At 67.8% G+C, this 15,688-nt stretch carries 19 protein-coding genes and 1 pseudogene; 6 read left to right on the top strand and 14 right to left on the bottom strand.

The window, feature by feature from the left end; all coding sequences use genetic code 11:
* The 7 genes and pseudogenes from G6016_RS11385 to mftA form a co-directional block, all read right to left on the bottom strand.
* A pseudogene (locus tag G6016_RS11385) lies at window positions 1-271 on the bottom strand (hypothetical protein); the annotation flags it as partial.
* Entirely contained in the window at window positions 268-1,017 is a 750-nt protein-coding gene (mftE, locus tag G6016_RS11380; RefSeq protein ID WP_182632763.1) for a mycofactocin biosynthesis peptidyl-dipeptidase MftE, read from the bottom strand. The pseudogene G6016_RS11385 and the gene mftE, both read right to left, overlap by 4 nt.
* Before the next feature lie 7 nt (window positions 1,018-1,024).
* Window positions 1,025-1,840: a mycofactocin-coupled SDR family oxidoreductase gene (locus tag G6016_RS11375; RefSeq protein ID WP_182632762.1), complete on the bottom strand. Its 816-nt coding sequence runs from the start codon at window positions 1,838-1,840 to the stop codon at window positions 1,025-1,027.
* A gap of 126 nt (window positions 1,841-1,966) precedes the next feature.
* The gene (mftD, locus tag G6016_RS11370) at window positions 1,967-3,190 is read right to left on the bottom strand and encodes a pre-mycofactocin synthase MftD (protein WP_182632761.1); all 1,224 of its coding nucleotides are present in this window, start codon (window positions 3,188-3,190) and stop codon (window positions 1,967-1,969) included.
* 107 nt (window positions 3,191-3,297) lie between these two features.
* Window positions 3,298-4,530, bottom strand: coding sequence for a mycofactocin radical SAM maturase (mftC, locus tag G6016_RS11365; RefSeq protein ID WP_182632760.1), 1,233 nt, complete (start codon window positions 4,528-4,530; stop codon window positions 3,298-3,300).
* Window positions 4,527-4,853 carry a mycofactocin biosynthesis chaperone MftB gene (gene mftB, locus G6016_RS11360; protein ID WP_182632759.1) on the bottom strand — a complete coding sequence of 109 codons (327 nt, stop codon included), beginning with the start codon at window positions 4,851-4,853 and terminating at the stop codon, window positions 4,527-4,529. Before mftB ends, mftC begins: the two co-directional genes overlap by 4 nt.
* 1 nt (window position 4,854) lies before the next feature.
* On the bottom strand, window positions 4,855-4,941 hold the full coding sequence (gene mftA / locus G6016_RS11355) for a mycofactocin precursor MftA (RefSeq protein ID WP_182632766.1): 87 nt from the start codon (window positions 4,939-4,941) through the stop codon (window positions 4,855-4,857).
* Between the two features lie 110 nt (window positions 4,942-5,051).
* Here mftA and mftR point away from each other — a divergent pair, with 110 nt between their 5' ends.
* The 4 genes from mftR to G6016_RS11335 all read left to right on the top strand — a co-directional run bounded on the left by mftR (window position 5,052) and on the right by G6016_RS11335 (window position 7,437).
* A complete protein-coding gene (mftR, locus tag G6016_RS11350; RefSeq protein WP_182632758.1) occupies window positions 5,052-5,648 on the top strand; it encodes a mycofactocin system transcriptional regulator MftR in 597 nt (198 codons plus the stop codon).
* A 152-nt stretch (window positions 5,649-5,800) separates the two neighbouring features.
* Window positions 5,801-6,358: a hotdog fold domain-containing protein gene (locus G6016_RS11345; RefSeq protein ID WP_182632757.1), complete on the top strand. Its 558-nt coding sequence runs from the start codon at window positions 5,801-5,803 to the stop codon at window positions 6,356-6,358.
* Window positions 6,359-6,580: 222 nt separating this feature from the next.
* Complete coding sequence (locus G6016_RS11340) at window positions 6,581-7,102, top strand: hypothetical protein (protein WP_182632756.1); 522 nt, start codon at window positions 6,581-6,583, stop codon at window positions 7,100-7,102.
* Window positions 7,102-7,437, top strand: coding sequence for a transcriptional regulator (locus tag G6016_RS11335; RefSeq protein WP_182632755.1), 336 nt, complete (start codon window positions 7,102-7,104; stop codon window positions 7,435-7,437). Before G6016_RS11340 ends, G6016_RS11335 begins: the two co-directional genes overlap by 1 nt.
* A 35-nt stretch (window positions 7,438-7,472) precedes the next feature.
* Here G6016_RS11335 and G6016_RS11330 read toward each other — a convergent pair whose 3' ends face one another.
* Both G6016_RS11330 and G6016_RS11325 read right to left on the bottom strand, forming a co-directional pair.
* Window positions 7,473-8,423 carry an ABC transporter permease gene (locus tag G6016_RS11330; RefSeq protein WP_187354525.1) on the bottom strand — a complete coding sequence of 317 codons (951 nt, stop codon included), beginning with the start codon at window positions 8,421-8,423 and terminating at the stop codon, window positions 7,473-7,475.
* The gene (locus tag G6016_RS11325; protein WP_182632754.1) at window positions 8,420-9,457 is read right to left on the bottom strand and encodes an efflux ABC transporter ATPase subunit, DrrA-related; all 1,038 of its coding nucleotides are present in this window, start codon (window positions 9,455-9,457) and stop codon (window positions 8,420-8,422) included. Before G6016_RS11325 ends, G6016_RS11330 begins: the two co-directional genes overlap by 4 nt.
* Window positions 9,458-9,656: 199 nt before the next feature.
* On the opposite strand from G6016_RS11325, the gene G6016_RS11320 reads away from it, so the two are divergent.
* Entirely contained in the window at window positions 9,657-10,052 is a 396-nt protein-coding gene (locus tag G6016_RS11320) for a VOC family protein (protein ID WP_182632753.1), read from the top strand.
* A 100-nt stretch (window positions 10,053-10,152) separates the two neighbouring features.
* Window positions 10,153-10,983, top strand: a complete 831-nt coding sequence (locus G6016_RS11315; protein ID WP_182632752.1) for an HpcH/HpaI aldolase/citrate lyase family protein — start codon at window positions 10,153-10,155, stop codon at window positions 10,981-10,983.
* 86 nt (window positions 10,984-11,069) lie between these two features.
* Here the strand turns inward: G6016_RS11315 and G6016_RS11310 are convergent, their stop codons facing one another.
* The 5 genes from G6016_RS11310 to eccCb all read right to left on the bottom strand — a co-directional run.
* The gene (locus tag G6016_RS11310; protein ID WP_182632751.1) at window positions 11,070-11,939 is read right to left on the bottom strand and encodes a sulfurtransferase; all 870 of its coding nucleotides are present in this window, start codon (window positions 11,937-11,939) and stop codon (window positions 11,070-11,072) included.
* Window positions 11,940-12,132: 193 nt separating this feature from the next.
* Entirely contained in the window at window positions 12,133-12,426 is a 294-nt protein-coding gene (locus G6016_RS11305) for a WXG100 family type VII secretion target (protein WP_182632750.1), read from the bottom strand.
* A 58-nt stretch (window positions 12,427-12,484) separates the two neighbouring features.
* Window positions 12,485-12,805, bottom strand: coding sequence for a WXG100 family type VII secretion target (locus G6016_RS11300; RefSeq protein WP_182632749.1), 321 nt, complete (start codon window positions 12,803-12,805; stop codon window positions 12,485-12,487).
* 156 nt (window positions 12,806-12,961) lie between these two features.
* Window positions 12,962-13,792 carry a hypothetical protein gene (locus G6016_RS11295; RefSeq protein WP_187354524.1) on the bottom strand — a complete coding sequence of 277 codons (831 nt, stop codon included), beginning with the start codon at window positions 13,790-13,792 and terminating at the stop codon, window positions 12,962-12,964.
* Window positions 13,793-13,797: 5 nt separating this feature from the next.
* The coding region (gene eccCb, locus G6016_RS11290; RefSeq protein ID WP_182632748.1) for a type VII secretion protein EccCb at window positions 13,798-15,688 on the bottom strand (1,891 nt) is incomplete at its 5' end.

Raw genomic sequence — 15,688 nt, 5'->3', positions numbered from 1 at the left:
TGGGCGTCGCCGGTTCCGGGTGGGCCATCCCGCGATCGATGAGCGCTCTGGCCAACGCCGCACCGTCCGGGGTGGCGGTACTGATCACGCCATTGCCGTCCAGGAGTGCGGCAACCTTCGGCGACGGCGTGACCATGGTGACCGGATCACCGCCCACGACCCGCACCTTCTCCCCGCGTCGCAGGATCGTCGTGTGGGGATCGAGCCTGACCAGCGCCGGGCCGGGCGCCGCAGGTGGGCCCGGCGGCGCGGGTGAGTCGGGCGGCGTCATCGCAGCATTCCGTCGTCCGACCCGGGCTGCCAGGCGCCGAGCCGACGGGACGCGTCCGCCACCAGGAGATCCCACAGCCTGCGACCCTCTACTGCTGTAGCGGTGGTGGGATCGCCGAGAACGCCGTTGCTGCTGACCGCCGCGACTCCGCCGGCTCGCATCGCCGGCAGGATCTGCGTTAGCGGGGCGGTGCAGCCGGGTTCGGCCAGGTCGGTGCGGACGAGTTCGGGGTGCAGGTGCAGCATGAGCGAGGTCTCGGCGTGGCCGGCGTGGGTGTCTCCGGAATGTTCGGATGTCCGGCAGGATAGCCATCCGGCGTCTCGACCTTCGTAGCGCAAGCGCGCTATCGCCCGTCGGAGGGCCTCCACGTTGCCGCCATGACCATTGACGATCAGCAGGCGGTCGGCCCAGGTGCTGACCGATCGCCCCAACTCCAGGATCACCTCGGCAAGAGCGTCCGTGCCCACGGACACCGTGCCCGGAAACGACTGGTGCTCCCCGCTCGCCCCGTAGGCGACCGCGGGGAGCACCCTGACGTCACGGCCCGCTGCGGGCGCCGAGCGGCTGGCGGTTTCGGCCAGTTCACGAGCTGTCGCGGTGGCGAGGAGCGTGTCCGTCTCGAACGGCAGGTGCGGCCCGTGCTGTTCGGTGGCCCCGACTGGGATCACCGCGAGCGTCGAGCCGGTGCCCCGGGCGTCCGTGCCGGACGAAGCACGTGCACCGTCCGGGACGGACGCTCCTGTCATCGGCAGATCAGACCTTGATCGCGCCCATGTCGACAGTGAAGGTCGAGGCGGTGATGGTGCGCGAGGCATCCGAGGCGAGGAACATGACCGAGTCCGAGATGTCGTCGGTGGTGGCCATGCCCATGCCGAGGATCGGCGTGAAGTGCGGCAGGAACTGCGGCATGTTCTCGAACACGTCGTGGGCATCCGGATCCTCGCCACCCATCGGCGTGAGCACGCCGTACGGGTGGATGGTGTTGACGCGGATCTTGTGCTCGCCCAGCTCCTTGGCGGCGGTCTGCGCGAGGCCCACAACACCGTGCTTGGACGCGGAGTACGGGGACTGCACCGGCATCGCCTTGAGTCCCGCCACCGAACTGACCAGGATGATCGATCCGCCGTTACCGGCTTGGAGCATGTGCGGGATCGATGCCTTGAGGGTCTTCCAGTACCCGGTCAGGTTGATGTCGATCGTGTCGTTCCACTGCTCCTCGTCGATCTCCCAGACCTTGCCCCAGTTGCAGATGCCGGCATTGGCGATCACCACATCGAGACGGCCACCGAAGCGTTCGACGCCCCGCTTGACCAGGTCCTGCTGGAATGCCAGATCGCGGACGTCCCCGACCTCGGCCATGATCTCGCCGCCCTCGGCTTCGACGCGCTCGATCGTCGTCGCGAGATCGTCCCGGTTGGCCGTGGGGTACCTGACGTGCTCCGACGGCACGTCGCACAGATCCATCCCGATGATCTTGGCGCCCTCGCGGGCGAAGCGGATTGCGTGCTTGCGGCCCTGGCCGCGGGCCACGCCGGTGATGTAGACGACCTTGCCGTCGAAATCTCCCATGAAGGGGTGTCCTTGTCTCAAGCGTTGTTACAAACGTGGGGCGAGCCCCCCCGACCCACGGCGCCCACGGTGAACGCCGCGGGCCGAGGGCCATCATGTCAGAAGTTGTCCGTGACGTGGGGTTTGTCAGTCTCCGAGGCGACGCATGAAGTCATCCGGGATGTAGTAGTCCTCGCGGTTTAGCTCAGAGATCGACGACTTGCTCAGTCCGATGAGGCTCGAATCCAGTCCCGAGCGCATGATGTCGAGAACGTTCTCGACACCAGCCTGGCCGTTGGCCCCCAGGCCCCACAGGTAGGCCCGTCCGATCATGACCGCACGTGCACCGAGTGCGAGTGCCTTGGCCACGTCGGACCCGCGGCGGATGCCACCGTCGAGCAGCACCTCGACCTGATCGCCGACCTCGTCGACGATCGGTGCGAGGCACCGGATCGAGGCCGGGGTGGCGTCGAGGTTATTTCCGCCGTGGTTGGACACCGAGATCGCCGTGACGCCGGCATCGATGGCCCGCTTGGCGTCGTCGATCCTGGTGATTCCCTTGAGCATCACCGGACCGTCGTAGTTCTCCACCACCCACGCGATGTCCTCCCACGTGGCGGGAGGCGTACCCATCCATTCGCCGTAGGCGCCGAAGAAGGTCGGGCCCATCTCACCCTGGTTCACTAGGTTCGGGGTGGTCAGGTCGGGGAACCGCTTGTTCGTGACGACGTCACGTGCCCACTCCATGGCCCACCGCGGGCTCACCGCGATCTCGGGCGCCATGGTGAGCATGGCCTTGGCGTCGAGCTTCTCCGGGATCGCCGGGCTGCCCCAGTCCCGGCCCATCGAGAACGACCAGTCGGTGGTGAGGATGACGCCCGCCGCACCTGCAGCCTTGGCGCGCTCCAGCCGCTCGAGCACCTTTTCCTTGCCGCCGAGCCAGTACACCTGGAAGAAGGTCTGCGGGTTCGCGGCGATGACCTCCTCGATGGGCTTGGAGGCGAACGAGCTCAGCCCCATCGCGGTGCCGCGGGCGGCGGCGGCGCGGGCGACGTCGACCTCACCGTCCGGGGTCACGGCCTGGACGCCGGTCGGCGAGATCATCACCGGGAGGCTGATCGGCTGCCCCATGACGGTGGTCGCCATGTCACGATCCTGCTTGGCGCCGATCACGTGAGGCTTCGGCTCGAGCTCGGAGAAGGCGTCCATGTTGTCCTGCAGGGTCACGCCGGCTTCACTTCCACCGACCAGCGCCATGTACACGCTCTTGGGAAGCTTCTTCTTGGCGCGACGCTGGGCGACGGCAACCGATTCGAACCAGGGATTCTGCCGCCAGGGATTGGCCTCGGCGATTTTGGACAGGCGTGACACTCAGTGTCTCCTTTGTGACAGGGTTGTCGCGGCCAGCGGGTGGTCGGCCGCGCGGGCTAAGCGATTCCGGGTGAAACCAGACGACTCTTCAAGCGCAGAGTCGGGTTCTAGATCGGTGATTCGTCGCAGAGGCTGGTGGGCCGACGCGGCGGGGTGGTGACCAGGGTCAACGGCACCGGGCCGGTGGGCTGCTTGCGGGCGGCGAGCCCCATCGGCCGGGTGTGGTCCTGGGACGGAGCGGGAATGTTGCGCTCAGCGGCGAGCAGTCCCTCGCCGAACCCCTGGACACATTCGGGATCCGGGCCGTCCATGGGCAGACCGGTGAAGAACTTGGCTGCCATGCAGCCGCCGCGGCAGCTGTCGTAGTAGTTGCAGGAGGCGCAGGCTCCGGCGGACTGCGGCTCACGCAGCTCGCGGAACAGCTCGGAGGTCTGCCACACCGTCTCGAAACCGCCGTCGGCCACCACGTTGCCGGCGAGGAACTCCTCGTGGATCGCGAAGGGGCACGCGTAGACGTCGCCGATCGGGTCGATCAGGCACACCACTCGGCCGGCGCCGCACAGGTTGAGGCCGGGCAGCGAGCCCTGACCCTCGCCGAACGCCGACAGGTGGAAGAAGCTGTCGCCGGTGAGGACGTTCTCGCCATGGGCGACGAGCCAGTCGTAGAGGTCCTTCTGCTGCTCGGGCAGCGGGTGCAGGTCGTCCCACACGTCGGCGCCGCGGCCCGATGGCCGCAGGCGGGTGATCCGCAGGGTGGCGTCGTACTTGTCGGCCAGTGCCTTGAACTCGTCCAGCTGGGTGACGTTCTCGCGAGTCACCACGACCGAGATCTTGGAGTCGCGGAAGCCCGCATCCTTGAGGTTCTGCAGCGCGCGGCAGGCCATGTCGAACGAGCCGGGGCCGCGGACCGCGTCGTTGACCTCCGCGGTGGCGCCGTCGATGGAGATCTGGACGTCCACATAGTCGCTGGCGGCGAGGCGCTGGGCGACCTTCTCGTCGATGCGCACACCGTTGGTGGAGAACTTCACGCCCACCTGGTGGCTGGTCGCATAGTCGACGAGCTCCCAGAAGTCGGAGCGGACGGTGGGCTCGCCACCGCCGATGTTGACGTAGAAGACCTGCATCTTCTGCAGTTCGTCGATGATCGCCTTGCACTGTTCGGTGCTCAGCTCGCGCGGGTCTCGTCGGCCGGAGGAGCTCAGACAGTGCACGCAGGCGAGGTTGCAGGCGTAGGTCAGTTCCCACGTGAGGCAGATGGGTGCGTCGAGCCCGCGCTCGAACTGGTCGACCAGCCGGCCGACGGGAGCGGGACTTGCGGGACGTTCGAGCATGCTGGTCATGAAGTCTCCTCGATCATGCGCGAAGCGGCGAGCTGGCCGAGCGCGTGCAGGTAAAGCCGCGCGGTACCCGGGTCATCGATCGCGACCCCGGCGGCGGCGCAGGCGGCGCGCGCGGTGGGGTGATCGGCCAGGGTGCGGACCACTTCGACGATGGTCGGCGACTTGAGAAAGCTGAGCTTGCGGGTGTGGAAGTGGTAGAGCAAAGCCCCGAACGGTTCGGGCCGAAGCGCGACCCCGGGGTGCAGGCGCCAGCCGGCATCGAGATCGAACGCCGCGGGTGCGGATTTCTGCTCGGCGCCGGCCGGCGCTGCTGCGGAGGTCATCTCAGTAGACCCCGCACATGCCGTCGATGGAGACCTCTTCGATGAGGGCCTCCTCCAGCACGACCTCGTTGTTCTGCGTGTTCTCCATTGCGTGTCCTCTCGTCTGCGCATCGGATACCCCACCACAAGATGGTGAGACCTGCATCATATTGACACTTGGTGCCACATGCAACGGTTTCTGATTTAAACTCTGTCCCCATGGAAATGTCGGACCAGCGCGAGGCACGCACACCCGGGCGTCGCCCATCGACGACACGCGCCTCGATCGTTGATGTCGCGCTCGACCTGTTTGAGCGCTGCGGATACGAGTCGACCAGCGTCGATCAGATCGCCGAGGCGGCGCACATCTCGCGGCGGACGCTGTTCCGGTACTTTCCGGGAAAGGCCGCAATCGCCTGGGGCGAGTTCGACGAACAGATCCATCTGATGCTCGACTATCTCGACGCGGTGCCGGACGAGGTGCCATTGCGCGACGCGCTGGCCGACGCACTAGTGGAGTTCAACACCTTCCCCGATTCGCAGACCGACGTGCATCGCACGCGCATGCGACTCCTGCTCGAGGTAGATGAACTCCAAGCACATTCGACGCTCGTGTACGCGGACTGGCGGCGGGCCGTCGCGGGCTTCGTGGCGCACCGCCGCAGCGAGTCCGTGGACGACCTGACTCCTGCATCGACCGCGCACGCCGCACTGGGGATCGCTTTGTCCGCATATCGCCTGTGGGTGCACGAACCCGACGCGGACCAGTCACGCCTGCACGAGCTACTGCGGGAGGGGACGCAGATCCTCGCCTGAATCGGCACACCGCGCTCCCCTGACGCCTTAGATGCCGCACCCACGCCGACCCAACCCAGAATTCACTGTTGCGCCCGACCAGCAACCACGCACAGGCACACGGGGCGGACTCGCCCTAGAAACGGAACTTACCGGCAGGTAACCTTCCTCACATGACCAACAGCTCCGCTGGCCCCCCCGCCCCTGCCGCCTCCGCCGCCGATTCTGTCGCCTCAGCCGCGACCGCAGCTGCGACCACGGCCACCTACAAGCTCTGGCAGAAGACCACACGCCTGCCGTTCGGGTCGCGCCTGTTCACCGCCGCCGTCAGCCTCAAGGCCCCGTACTTCCGCACCGCCCTGCCGCACGTGGTCGAGATGCGCCCCGGCCGCTGCGTTGTCACCGGCCCGAACTGGTGGGGCAACCGCAATCACATCGGCACCTTCCACGTGATCGCCGCGTGCAATCTCGCCGAGTTCGCGATGGGCATGCTCGCGGAGGCAACGGTGCCCGCAACACATCGGTGGATCCCGGTGGGCATGAACGTGCGCTACCCCGCGAAATCGACCGGCGGCCTGACCGTCACCGCCGAGTGGGAGCAGCTGCCCGACTTCGACTCGATCACCTCCGGCCAGGACATCGAGGTGCCGCTGACCTTCGTCGATGCCGCCGGTGTGGAACCGGTGACCGGCAGCATCACCATTCGGGTGTCGCCCAAGAAGAAGCGCTGACAGGGGCGATCGCCCACTTCGATTCGACACGCGACTTCGATCGACCCATCATCTCGCGTCTTGCTTATCACTGCGCGTCTTGCCTACCGGATCACGATCGACATACGCGGACCCCATAGGTCGATCGTGATCCGATGGGCACACCGACGCGAGATGGGCGAATCGAGAACCAGCAAGAACTTTCCGTTGCGGAAACGGAAAGCAACCCCTAGTGTTTCCATCATGGAAACACATAGCGGTCCCCACCCAGACGCCGATTCACGCGAGCCCTACGACCCCCGCGAGGCCCTGGCCGATGCCGAGGCGACCCGCGCCGCCGTCGCCGACAGGCTCATCACGCCCTGGTGGTATCACCCCGCCCTAGGCGCGATCATGGGCGCGATCGTGCTGGTCATGGCCCTCGACCTCAATGTCTTTGTTCGCCTTGTCGTTGCGATCGTCTGCGCGGCCGGCATCGGGCTGCTCGTCGGCACCTACCAGCGCGTGACAGGACTGTGGGTGGACGTCCGCAATCTCGGATCGACCTCCGTGCGATGGTGGGGTGCATACCTCGTGATGGTCGTAGTGCTGGTCGGGGTCGCGATGGTGCCGTCACTCACCAACTGGCAGATCCCCGCCTGGGTGGCCGTGCTGCTCGCCGTACTGATCTTCGTCGGCACGATCATCCTCGGACGTCAGATGGACGAAGCCCTGCGCGCCGAGATCCGCTCCGGTGCCGCGCCCACCCCCCGGGCAAAGCGGTGATGGCCAAGAGACCCGCTCCCGCGTTCGACGAGACCATTCACGCCCCGCACCGGCTCCGCATCTGCGCGCTGCTGGCGCCAGTGGAATCAATGGAGTTCGGGGCGGTGCGCGACGAGCTCGGAGTGGCCGATTCCGTGCTGTCCAAGCAGTTCAAGGCACTATCCGACGCCGGGTACGCCACCGCTTCCAAAGCTCGCGGCGAGACCGGGCGCCAGCGGACCTGGCTGGCCCTGACCCGCCCCGGTCGACGCGCGTTCGCCGGTCACCTCGAGGCGCTTCGTGAACTCGCCGCGGCCGCCGAGAGTGTGCCTGACGGAGTCTCAGACGACGGCTAGGCCGGGCCCGGTCGGCCTAGCCGTCGTCCTGAGAATCAGTCCCGCGTCCGCGCGTCGAAGGCCTTGATGGCGATCGGCGCGATGATCACGGTCAGCCCCACGATCCACAGCAGCGACGAGAGCAGCGGGTACTGCAGCGGCAGCGCGGCTTCCGGGCCAACGGCCGGCGCATTGCCCCACAGTTCGCGCATCGCCTGCACCACCGAGGACAGCGGGTTCCACTCGGCAAAGACCCGCAGCCACTCGGGCATCGACTCCGGGGGCGCAAAGGTGTTGGCGAGGAACGTGATGGGAAACGTGGTGGTGAACATGACGCCGTTCACCGCCTCGATGGTCTTGAGCCGCGAGCCCACCACGATGCCGATCCAGATCATCACGAAGCCGAATCCCACCAGGACGAGGTACCCGAGGATCGCGTCGATGAGCCCGGTGTGGATGCGCCATCCCACGATCAGGCCGGTCAGCGACATCACCACTACACCGATAGAAGAATGGATGAGGCTGGAGGCGCTCCGGGCGATGAGGATCGAGGCCCGTTGGATGGGCAGCGTGCGGAAGCGGTCGATGATCCCCTTGTTGAGGTCATTGCACAGGCCGGAGGCCACGACAAACGAGGAGAACGCCATGGTCTGCGCCATGATCCCGGGCAGCAGCCACTCGCGATAGTTTCCGCCCGACACCGCGATCGCGCCACCGAACACGAACGCGAACAGCAGCACGAACATCACCGGCTGGATGGTCACGTCCGCGAGGTTCTCGGGCTGCCGCCGAATGTGGAAGAGGTTGCGGCGCACCAGGGCCGAGACCTGGCGGCCGAACGAGGGTCCGTCTGGTCGGGGCGGAACGACGAACGCATCCGCCGGCCCCGGGGCCCCCGTGGGTGACGGGGCCACCGTCGGCGCCTGAGTCCCGGTGGGAGCCTGCCCACCGGGAGAAGAAGGGGACGACGACGACGGCGGCGCCGGCTGATTCTCGACGGTGCTCATGCCCGGGCCTCCTCAGTACTCGTAGCCGCATCGGCGTCCGATTGGTCCTGGTCATCGGGTCCGGGCTCAGCTCTGCGCCCCGTCAGGGAGAGGAACACATCGTCCAGGCTGGGGCGTTGCAGGCCGATGTCGTCGAGTTCGATGCCGGCCTCGGTGAACGCCGCGGCGATGCCCGCGAGCGCGGACACCCCCTCGGACGGCGCGGTGATTCTCCGCGAGTCATGGTCGACGTGGAATTCCTCGATCCGTCCTTCCAGCACCTGCGCCGCGGCGTCGACGTCGTCCGGTCGGGAGACGGTGATCACCAGGCTCGCGGCACCGGAGCGGTCCTTGAGCTGGAGCGGGGTTCCTTCGGCGATGACCTTGCCGTGGTCGATCACGATCACGTTGTCGGCGAGTTGGTCCGCCTCGTCGAGGTACTGCGTGGTGAGCAGCAGCGTGGTGCCTTCCCGGACCAGGTCCCGCAGGACGTCCCAGAGTTCGTTGCGGGACCGCGGGTCCAGTCCGGTGGTGGGCTCGTCGAGGAACAGCACGGGCGGCGCCGCCACCAGGCTCGCCGCGAGGTCGAGCCGGCGGCGCATTCCGCCGGAGTAGCTCTTGGCGACCTTGGCGGCGGCATCGGTGAGGGAGAACTTCTCGAGCAGCTCGTCGGCACGGGCCTTGACCTGCTTCTTGGGCAGTCCGTACAGGTCACCGATGAGCCGGAGGTTCTCACGTCCGGTCAAGAGCTCGTCGACGGTCGCGGCCTGCGCGGTCAGGCCCATCGCCTTGCGCACTTCTGCGGGCTGGCGCTGGATGTCGTACCCCGCCACCCGTGCGGTTCCAGATGTGGGCGGGCTCAGCGTGGTCATCATGCGGATCGTGGTGGTCTTTCCGGACCCGTTCGGGCCGAGCAGGCCGAGCACCGACCCGGTGGGGACGGTGAAGGAGATGCCGTCGACAGCGGTGAAGTCGCCGAACTTCTTGACGAGCTTCTCGGCTTCGATCGCGGGCGCCGATGTGTTGGCACGAGCGGCTGGATGTGGTGTGGTCACCTGAAAAGAGTGGACCCCGTCAGCCCCTCAGTCAATAACTGGGCGAACGCATGCGGACAGCCCCTGTCACCTACATCAAACGGGTCGCCGATACCATCGCCGCTATCGCCCCGCGATCCCACACAGCGCTCGCCATTTCGCTCTTCCCCGGTGCTGCAGAACGGCCTTGGGAAGTGTCGGACGGCTCTAGGCTCGGATCATGCCCCGCATCACGATCACGTCCATTCACGTCGACGATCAGGAGCGTGCGCTCCGCTTCTATACAGACGTCCTCGGCTTCTCCCTCAAGTACGACATGCCCGCTGGCGAGTTCCGCTGGCTGACCGTCGTGGATTCGGCCGACCCGGACGGCACGCAGCTACTTCTGGAGCCCGACCAGCATCCCGCAGCCCGCGCTTACGCCTCGGCACTGCACGCCGACGGGATCCCCGCCGCGCAGTTCGAGGTGGCCGACATCGAGAAGGTGCACGCCGAACTCGTCGAGCGCGGTGCCCGGATCGTTCAACCGCCCACCGAGATGGGCCCGGTCTGGACGATGGTGGTGGACGACACCTGCGGGAATCTCATCCAGTTGGCCACGACTCCCGACATGTAGGAACCTGTTCTCGTTGGGGAGATGCTGGCCGCGCCGCGTATCGTGGGGTGGCTACTGAGCGAGACACTGCCGCCACTTGAGCAAAGGATGAACGGTACCGATGAGCCCCACGTCGACAATCCCGCCGACTATCGCCCGTTCCTGGCTGCTTCTGCCGGCGGATAAGTCCGAGCGTTTCGATGCCGCCGTGCAGTCCGAGATGGACGTCGTGGTGCTGGACGTGGAGGACGGGTGCCGCCAGTCGGAGAAGGAGCGCGCCCGCCGCGAGGTCCGGCAGTGGCTCGAGGCCGGCAATCATGCCTGGATCCGGATCAATGACGTCCGCTCCCCCGAGTGGGAGAAGGACCTCATGGCCCTGGGGCACTGCCCCGGCCTGGACGGCGTCATGCTGGCCAAGACCGAGAACCCCGAGCACGTGGCCCTGACCGCGGCGCGCCTGGCTCCGGATACACCGATCGTGGCGCTGGTCGAGTCGGCCGATGGTCTGGCGCAGGCTGCGGAGATCGCCAAGTCGGAGCAGGTCGTGCGGCTGGCGTTCGGTGTGGGCGATTTCCGACGTGACACCGGCATCGGCTCCTCGCAGATCGCGCTCGCCTACACCCGGTCGCAGTTCGTGGTGGCCAGCCGGATCGCGCGCGTGGCGCCGCCGATCGACGGGCCGACCATCTCCAACGACACACATGTCCTCATGGAGGCTGCCGAGCACGCCGTGGAGATGGGGATGACCGGCAAGTTGTGCCTTCGCGTTGACCAGGCTCCGTACATCAACCAGGTCCTCGCCCCCTCTGCCGCGGATGTCTCGTGGGCCGAGTCCGTGATCGACGAGTTGGGCCCCGGCGGGGAGCGCGCCAAGGACGGCTCCGATCTGCCGCGCCTGGCTCGCGCCCAGAAGATCTCGCGTCTGGCGCAGGCGTTCGCCGGGGTGCGCTGAGCCCGCACACTGCCAACGGCGACACGCCAAGGGCCCACGGACTTACAAGTCCGTGGGCCCTTGCTTATTGCCTCATCAGGCCAGGGTCAGCGGGGCGAGTCCCCCGTCACCAGAGGTAGGTCGGGGTTGCCGGCCCAGGCGGTCATGGAGCCGTCGTAGATCGCGACGTCGTCGCGGCCGGCCAGCGCCAGCGCATGGGCCACGCCCGTCGCCGCGATCCCGCCACCGCAGTAGGTCACCACGCGCGTGCCCTCATCGAGCAATCCGGCCTTCTCGAACTCCTCGCGAAGTTCCTCGAGCGGGCGGAGAGTTCCGGTCTCCGGGTCACGCAGAGTGAACACCGGCAGGTTGATACTGCCCGGGATGTGGCCACGACGGGCGTAGGTGTCCACTTCGCCGCGATAGGTGGCCTCGTCGAGGACGTTGACCAGAATGGTCCCCTCGTCCTCGAGATTCGCAGCGATCTCCTCGGTCGACCGGATGAGCTCTGGGCGACGAGTGCCGGTGAAGGTGCGCGGCGTGGGCTCGGGGACCACGTCGGTCACCTCGAAACCCGCGGCCTTCCAGGCCGGGAGCCCGCCGTCGAGGACGGTGACGGAGTCAAAGCCCTCGTAGCGCAGGTGCCACCAGAACCGGGTGGCCCAGAACCCGTCGTGCTGGTCGTACACCACGACCTTCGCCCCGTCGCCGATGCCGAGCGCGCCGGCCGCGGCGGCGAACCGCTCGTAGTCCGGTGCGGTCCACGGCTCGGCGGCCTCGGGGTCGGCGAAGTCGCCGAGCAGGTCGGCGAAGAGCGCGCCGGGGATGTGCTCGGCCCGGTAGGTCTGGGCGCCGGACTCGGGGACGTAGGGGCCGTCGGTGGGGACGGGCAGGTGGTTGGTGGCGTCGACGACGACGAGGTCCTCGTCATCCAGATGTTCACGCAGCCACTGGGGGCTCACACTGAGCGGAGTCATGGGTGGACTTCCTTTCTCGAGGGGATGCTCCCACCATAGACAGATCTGTCTATTCCTGCATTGGTGCAGATCGAGCGGCAGATCTCCTCAGCCCACAATGAAAGCCGGGGCCCCGCCGCCGCTCTCATTGAACGGCGGGCGAGACCCCCGGAAATCCGCACGATCGGTGTGCGACAGTGCTGGTGCTGGCCGGTCAGCCCCATCCCCGGGCGGCCATGCGGTCAGCATTGGCCATCGACATGTTGGCCTCCTGCGCCGCGCGCGCGATGTCCGAAAGCATCGACTGCAGCGCGACAGCCGACTCGTTCCATGCGGTCTGGTGATCGAGGTAGGCCGCGCCGGCGTCGCCTTCCCATTCCTGGACCAGCGGCTGCAGGTAGTTCCCGAGGTGGTCGAGTTTGTCCCGCAGCGCGTCCGAGGCTGCGCCGACCTGGGCCACGAGACCCTCGATTGCACCGTGGTTGTATGTGATCCGTCCGTCGCTCATGTGTCGTCTCCCCTTGGTGGTCGCCGGTAGTTGGTGGCCGGCGATAGGTTGTCGGCTATCAGATTTTCAGCGGTCCGTTGGCGGCCACCCGGCTGAGCTGGGCTGCGGAGTCCTGGTCGGCCGAATCCAGGAAAGAACTGTTGGAACGCAGGGTCTGCGCGATCCCGCTGAGAGCGTCGTTGAGCTTGATGCTCTGCTGCTGCCAGTCGGACATGATCACGGCGAACCGCGCCTGACCGACACCTGTCCAGACCGTTCCCGAGAGTGCATCGACGGAATCCGCAACTTTGCGCAGCAGCCCCGTGATCTCGTCGTTCACCGTGTCCACTCGCCCCGCGGCGGTGTCCATCACCCCGATGTTGGTGTTGAACCGTGACATCTCGTCCTCCCCTGTTGTCGTGCGGATTCCCTCCTGGGCCCGTCACAGTGTTCGACGCACCCGGAGACCGGAACGGTTCCACCCAATCGACAAACACCGGGAACAGGGAGTCAACGTCAGCGCGACGATCCGGAACATTTCGCTTCGGCGACCAGGTCAGGACGGCGCGTACAGGCGGGTCGCCGCCTCCACCGACGCGATCGGAGGAACGGTGAAGGCCAGGAGCCTGGCCCTGTCACAGGCATCGACGATCCGTTCGGCGAGCCGTCCGCGCGCGAGCACCTCGGTCGACCCGGTCCCGGCCTCTCGTCGCCGTCGTCGCACCTCCGCGATCGCCCCGAGGATCCGGGGCACCTCGTCGGTGTCGAATCCGTCGCGGGTGACATCGCGCCGCGGCACGACCGCCCGGTCGACCAGGTTGAGACCGGCGCGGGTGCGCTCGACGAGGCTCACCGTGGTGCGGGACCTGCAGGTTTCCACGCACACTGCCCACCGCGATGACGACGACGACAACGCCTCGGCAGAGGCCAGCGCGGATCGGACAACGCGCGCCTCGACCTGCAGCTCCCTCACGGCGGCCGTGAGTCTGGAGACGCGACTGATTCCCCAGTTACTGGGGGCCAGGATCACGATGGCGTGGTCGGTTGCTCCCGCCCACCGCAATGCTCTGTCGATCGGCGCCGCCAACAGTTCCGCGACGGGCACGGACAATCCCGCCACGTCGACGCGGGCCCGGTGCACGGCCGCGGCGGGGTCGGCGAGGCACTGGTCGGGGAACTGCGCGGCCGCGGCCTCGGACCGTTCCGAGCATTCGAGTCTGTCGCCACCCGGGGGCAGCGAGGAGCCGTCCATCGCGGCCAGCACCGAAGCGGGCGCAACCACCGGATCCAGCACCGCCGACGCCGAGGCGGAGGCGACCGCGAGCCCGGAACAGGACAGGTCCACGGCGAGAACCGAGTCGATGGCCCGACCGGTGGCGGGAATCATGCCGGTCACTTCAGGGCCTCTTCGGAGCCAGTCGACACCGACGGGGTGTCCGCCGACGGCGTTGCCAGGGCCGTCTGCACGAGTCGCACGCCACCGTCGCGCGTGATGAACCGTCCACGCCCTGCGGGTAGCGGGCCCGGACGGACACCTCCGAGAAGCGGGCCCTCCTCCCGGCTGCCGGACATGATGAGACCGGCCCCACCGAGGTCGCGCATCCGGCTGACGAACGGATCGAACATCGAGCGTGACGCCCCCGCGCTTCGGCGAGCGAGCACAACCGACAGGCCGATGTCTCGGGCGTGCGGGAGGAATCGTGTGAGCGGCTGCAGCGGGTTGCCGGTACCGGTGACCACCAGGTCGAGGTCATCGACGAGCAGCGTGATCCTCGGTCCGCTCCACCAGGACCTCGCCCGCAGTTCTTCCGCGGTGACGTCCGGGCCGGGCATGCGTTGGTCGAGGATCTGCTCGAGATGGGCCACCATCGGCTCGAACGCGGTCTCGGTCGCCGCGTACCCCGCCAGGTGCTCACCCTCGAATTCCCCGAGCATGGTTCGTCGGTAGTCGGCGATGACAAGTTTCGCGTGAGCAGGGCTGTTCCCGGTGACCACTCCCCTGGCCAGCGCGCGCAGCACGGAGGTCTTGCCGCATTCGGAGTCGCCGAACACGAGCATGAGCGGGTCGGTCTCGAGATCGGCGTAGGCCACCGTGAGGTCGGCTTCGTCCAATCCGACGGGCAGCTTGGTCCGTCCGCCGTCCCGTCCCGGTCGGGCCAGGCTCGCCATCTGCTCGTACGGCAGGATCGCGGGCAGCATCCGCACCGGCGCAGCAGCCAGGTCGCCCACCCGGGCCCGCCACCGGGCTGCCAGATGTCGCGCGGCCTCGACGGTCGCGTCGGCGATCCCGTCGACGTCGACCCTTCCGTCGAGTCGGGGCTGGTAGACGAGCATGTGCTCGCGCTCGCGGGTGAGTCCACGCCCCGGCACCGCCGGAACACCCATCGCGGTCCGACGGTCGATCATCGAATCGGTCGGGTCACCCAGCCTCAGTTCGACCCGGGTGCCGAGCGCATCGCGCAGAGCCGGCCGCAGGTCCGCCCACCGTGACGCGGCCAGGACCACGTGGATCCCGTAGGACAGTCCGTCCGCGGCAAGCCCGAGGACCACCGCTTCGAGGTCCTCGAACTCGGTCCGTAGCGCCTGCCACCCATCGATGACGAGCAGGATGTCGGGGAACTCGGCCACCGGCCGCCCGTCGCGGTCGACGGTCCGGCGTCGGGCCTGCCCGACCGAGGTGATGCCGGCCTCGCGGAAGGCCGCCTGGCGTCGCCGGCGTTCGGAGTCGACCTCGGCGATCGTGCGCCGGATCCTCTCCGTCTCGCCGCGCTGGGCCACACCGCCGACATGCGGGAGGTCAGCAACTGTTCGCAGCAACCCGCCGCCCAGATCAACAACGTAGACCGACAGCCGGTCGGGCTCCGCCAGTGCGGCCGCCGACAGCACAAGGGTGCACAGCGTCGTCGACTTGCCGGAGCGGGTGCCGCCCACCACGGCCATGTTCCCGTCGGCGCCGGACAGGTCCACCCACCAGGTCGCGCGACGCTGCTCGAACGGCAGATCCACCACCGCGAGCGGGAACCGCAGGACGGATGCGCGGTCCCCACCGGGCTGGGCAGCCGACTGAGCACCGGACGCCGCGATCTCCATTCCGCCGGGCTCTGTTCCGACGACCTCGTCGAGGGGCGCACCCTCGGCGAGCGGCGGCAGCCACACCTCATGGGCGGCCCGGCCGTGCCCGATCAACCGGCCGACCAGGACGTCCAGCAGGCTGAGTGCCTCGTCGCCGCCAGCCGAGCCCGGGGCGCCACCAGGAGCCGACTCGACCCCGGCCCCGGCCCCG

Origin of the sequence: Dietzia aerolata (assembly GCF_014144865.1) — a bacterium.
GTDB classification, from domain to species: Bacteria; Actinomycetota; Actinomycetes; order Mycobacteriales; family Mycobacteriaceae; genus Dietzia; species Dietzia aerolata.
The sequence above is the reverse complement of the archived record's forward strand: the minus strand, read 5'-3'. Positions and strand labels throughout refer to the sequence as shown.

Bases quoted from the DNA above. Each gene is read 5' to 3' on its own strand.
- G6016_RS11345 (WP_182632757.1), top strand. From the start codon at position 5,801: ATGACCAACAGCTCCGCTGGCCCCCCCGCCCCTGCCGCCTCCGCCGCC.
- G6016_RS11340 (WP_182632756.1), top strand. From the start codon at position 6,581: ATGGAAACACATAGCGGTCCCCACCCAGACGCCGATTCACGCGAGCCC.
- G6016_RS11330 (WP_187354525.1), bottom strand. From the start codon at position 8,423: ATGAGCACCGTCGAGAATCAGCCGGCGCCGCCGTCGTCGTCGTCCCCT.
- G6016_RS11300 (WP_182632749.1), bottom strand. From the start codon at position 12,805: ATGTCACGGTTCAACACCAACATCGGGGTGATGGACACCGCCGCGGGG.
- mftE (WP_182632763.1), bottom strand. From the start codon at position 1,017: ATGACAGGAGCGTCCGTCCCGGACGGTGCACGTGCTTCGTCCGGCACG.
- G6016_RS11335 (WP_182632755.1), top strand. From the start codon at position 7,102: ATGGCCAAGAGACCCGCTCCCGCGTTCGACGAGACCATTCACGCCCCG.
- G6016_RS11315 (WP_182632752.1), top strand. From the start codon at position 10,153: ATGAGCCCCACGTCGACAATCCCGCCGACTATCGCCCGTTCCTGGCTG.
- mftB (WP_182632759.1), bottom strand. From the start codon at position 4,853: ATGACCTCCGCAGCAGCGCCGGCCGGCGCCGAGCAGAAATCCGCACCC.
- G6016_RS11295 (WP_187354524.1), bottom strand. From the start codon at position 13,792: ATGATTCCCGCCACCGGTCGGGCCATCGACTCGGTTCTCGCCGTGGAC.
- G6016_RS11310 (WP_182632751.1), bottom strand. From the start codon at position 11,939: ATGACTCCGCTCAGTGTGAGCCCCCAGTGGCTGCGTGAACATCTGGAT.
- mftC (WP_182632760.1), bottom strand. From the start codon at position 4,530: ATGACCAGCATGCTCGAACGTCCCGCAAGTCCCGCTCCCGTCGGCCGG.
- mftA (WP_182632766.1), bottom strand. From the start codon at position 4,941: ATGGAGAACACGCAGAACAACGAGGTCGTGCTGGAGGAGGCCCTCATC.
- G6016_RS11375 (WP_182632762.1), bottom strand. From the start codon at position 1,840: ATGGGAGATTTCGACGGCAAGGTCGTCTACATCACCGGCGTGGCCCGC.
- G6016_RS11320 (WP_182632753.1), top strand. From the start codon at position 9,657: ATGCCCCGCATCACGATCACGTCCATTCACGTCGACGATCAGGAGCGT.
- mftR (WP_182632758.1), top strand. From the start codon at position 5,052: ATGGAAATGTCGGACCAGCGCGAGGCACGCACACCCGGGCGTCGCCCA.
- G6016_RS11305 (WP_182632750.1), bottom strand. From the start codon at position 12,426: ATGAGCGACGGACGGATCACATACAACCACGGTGCAATCGAGGGTCTC.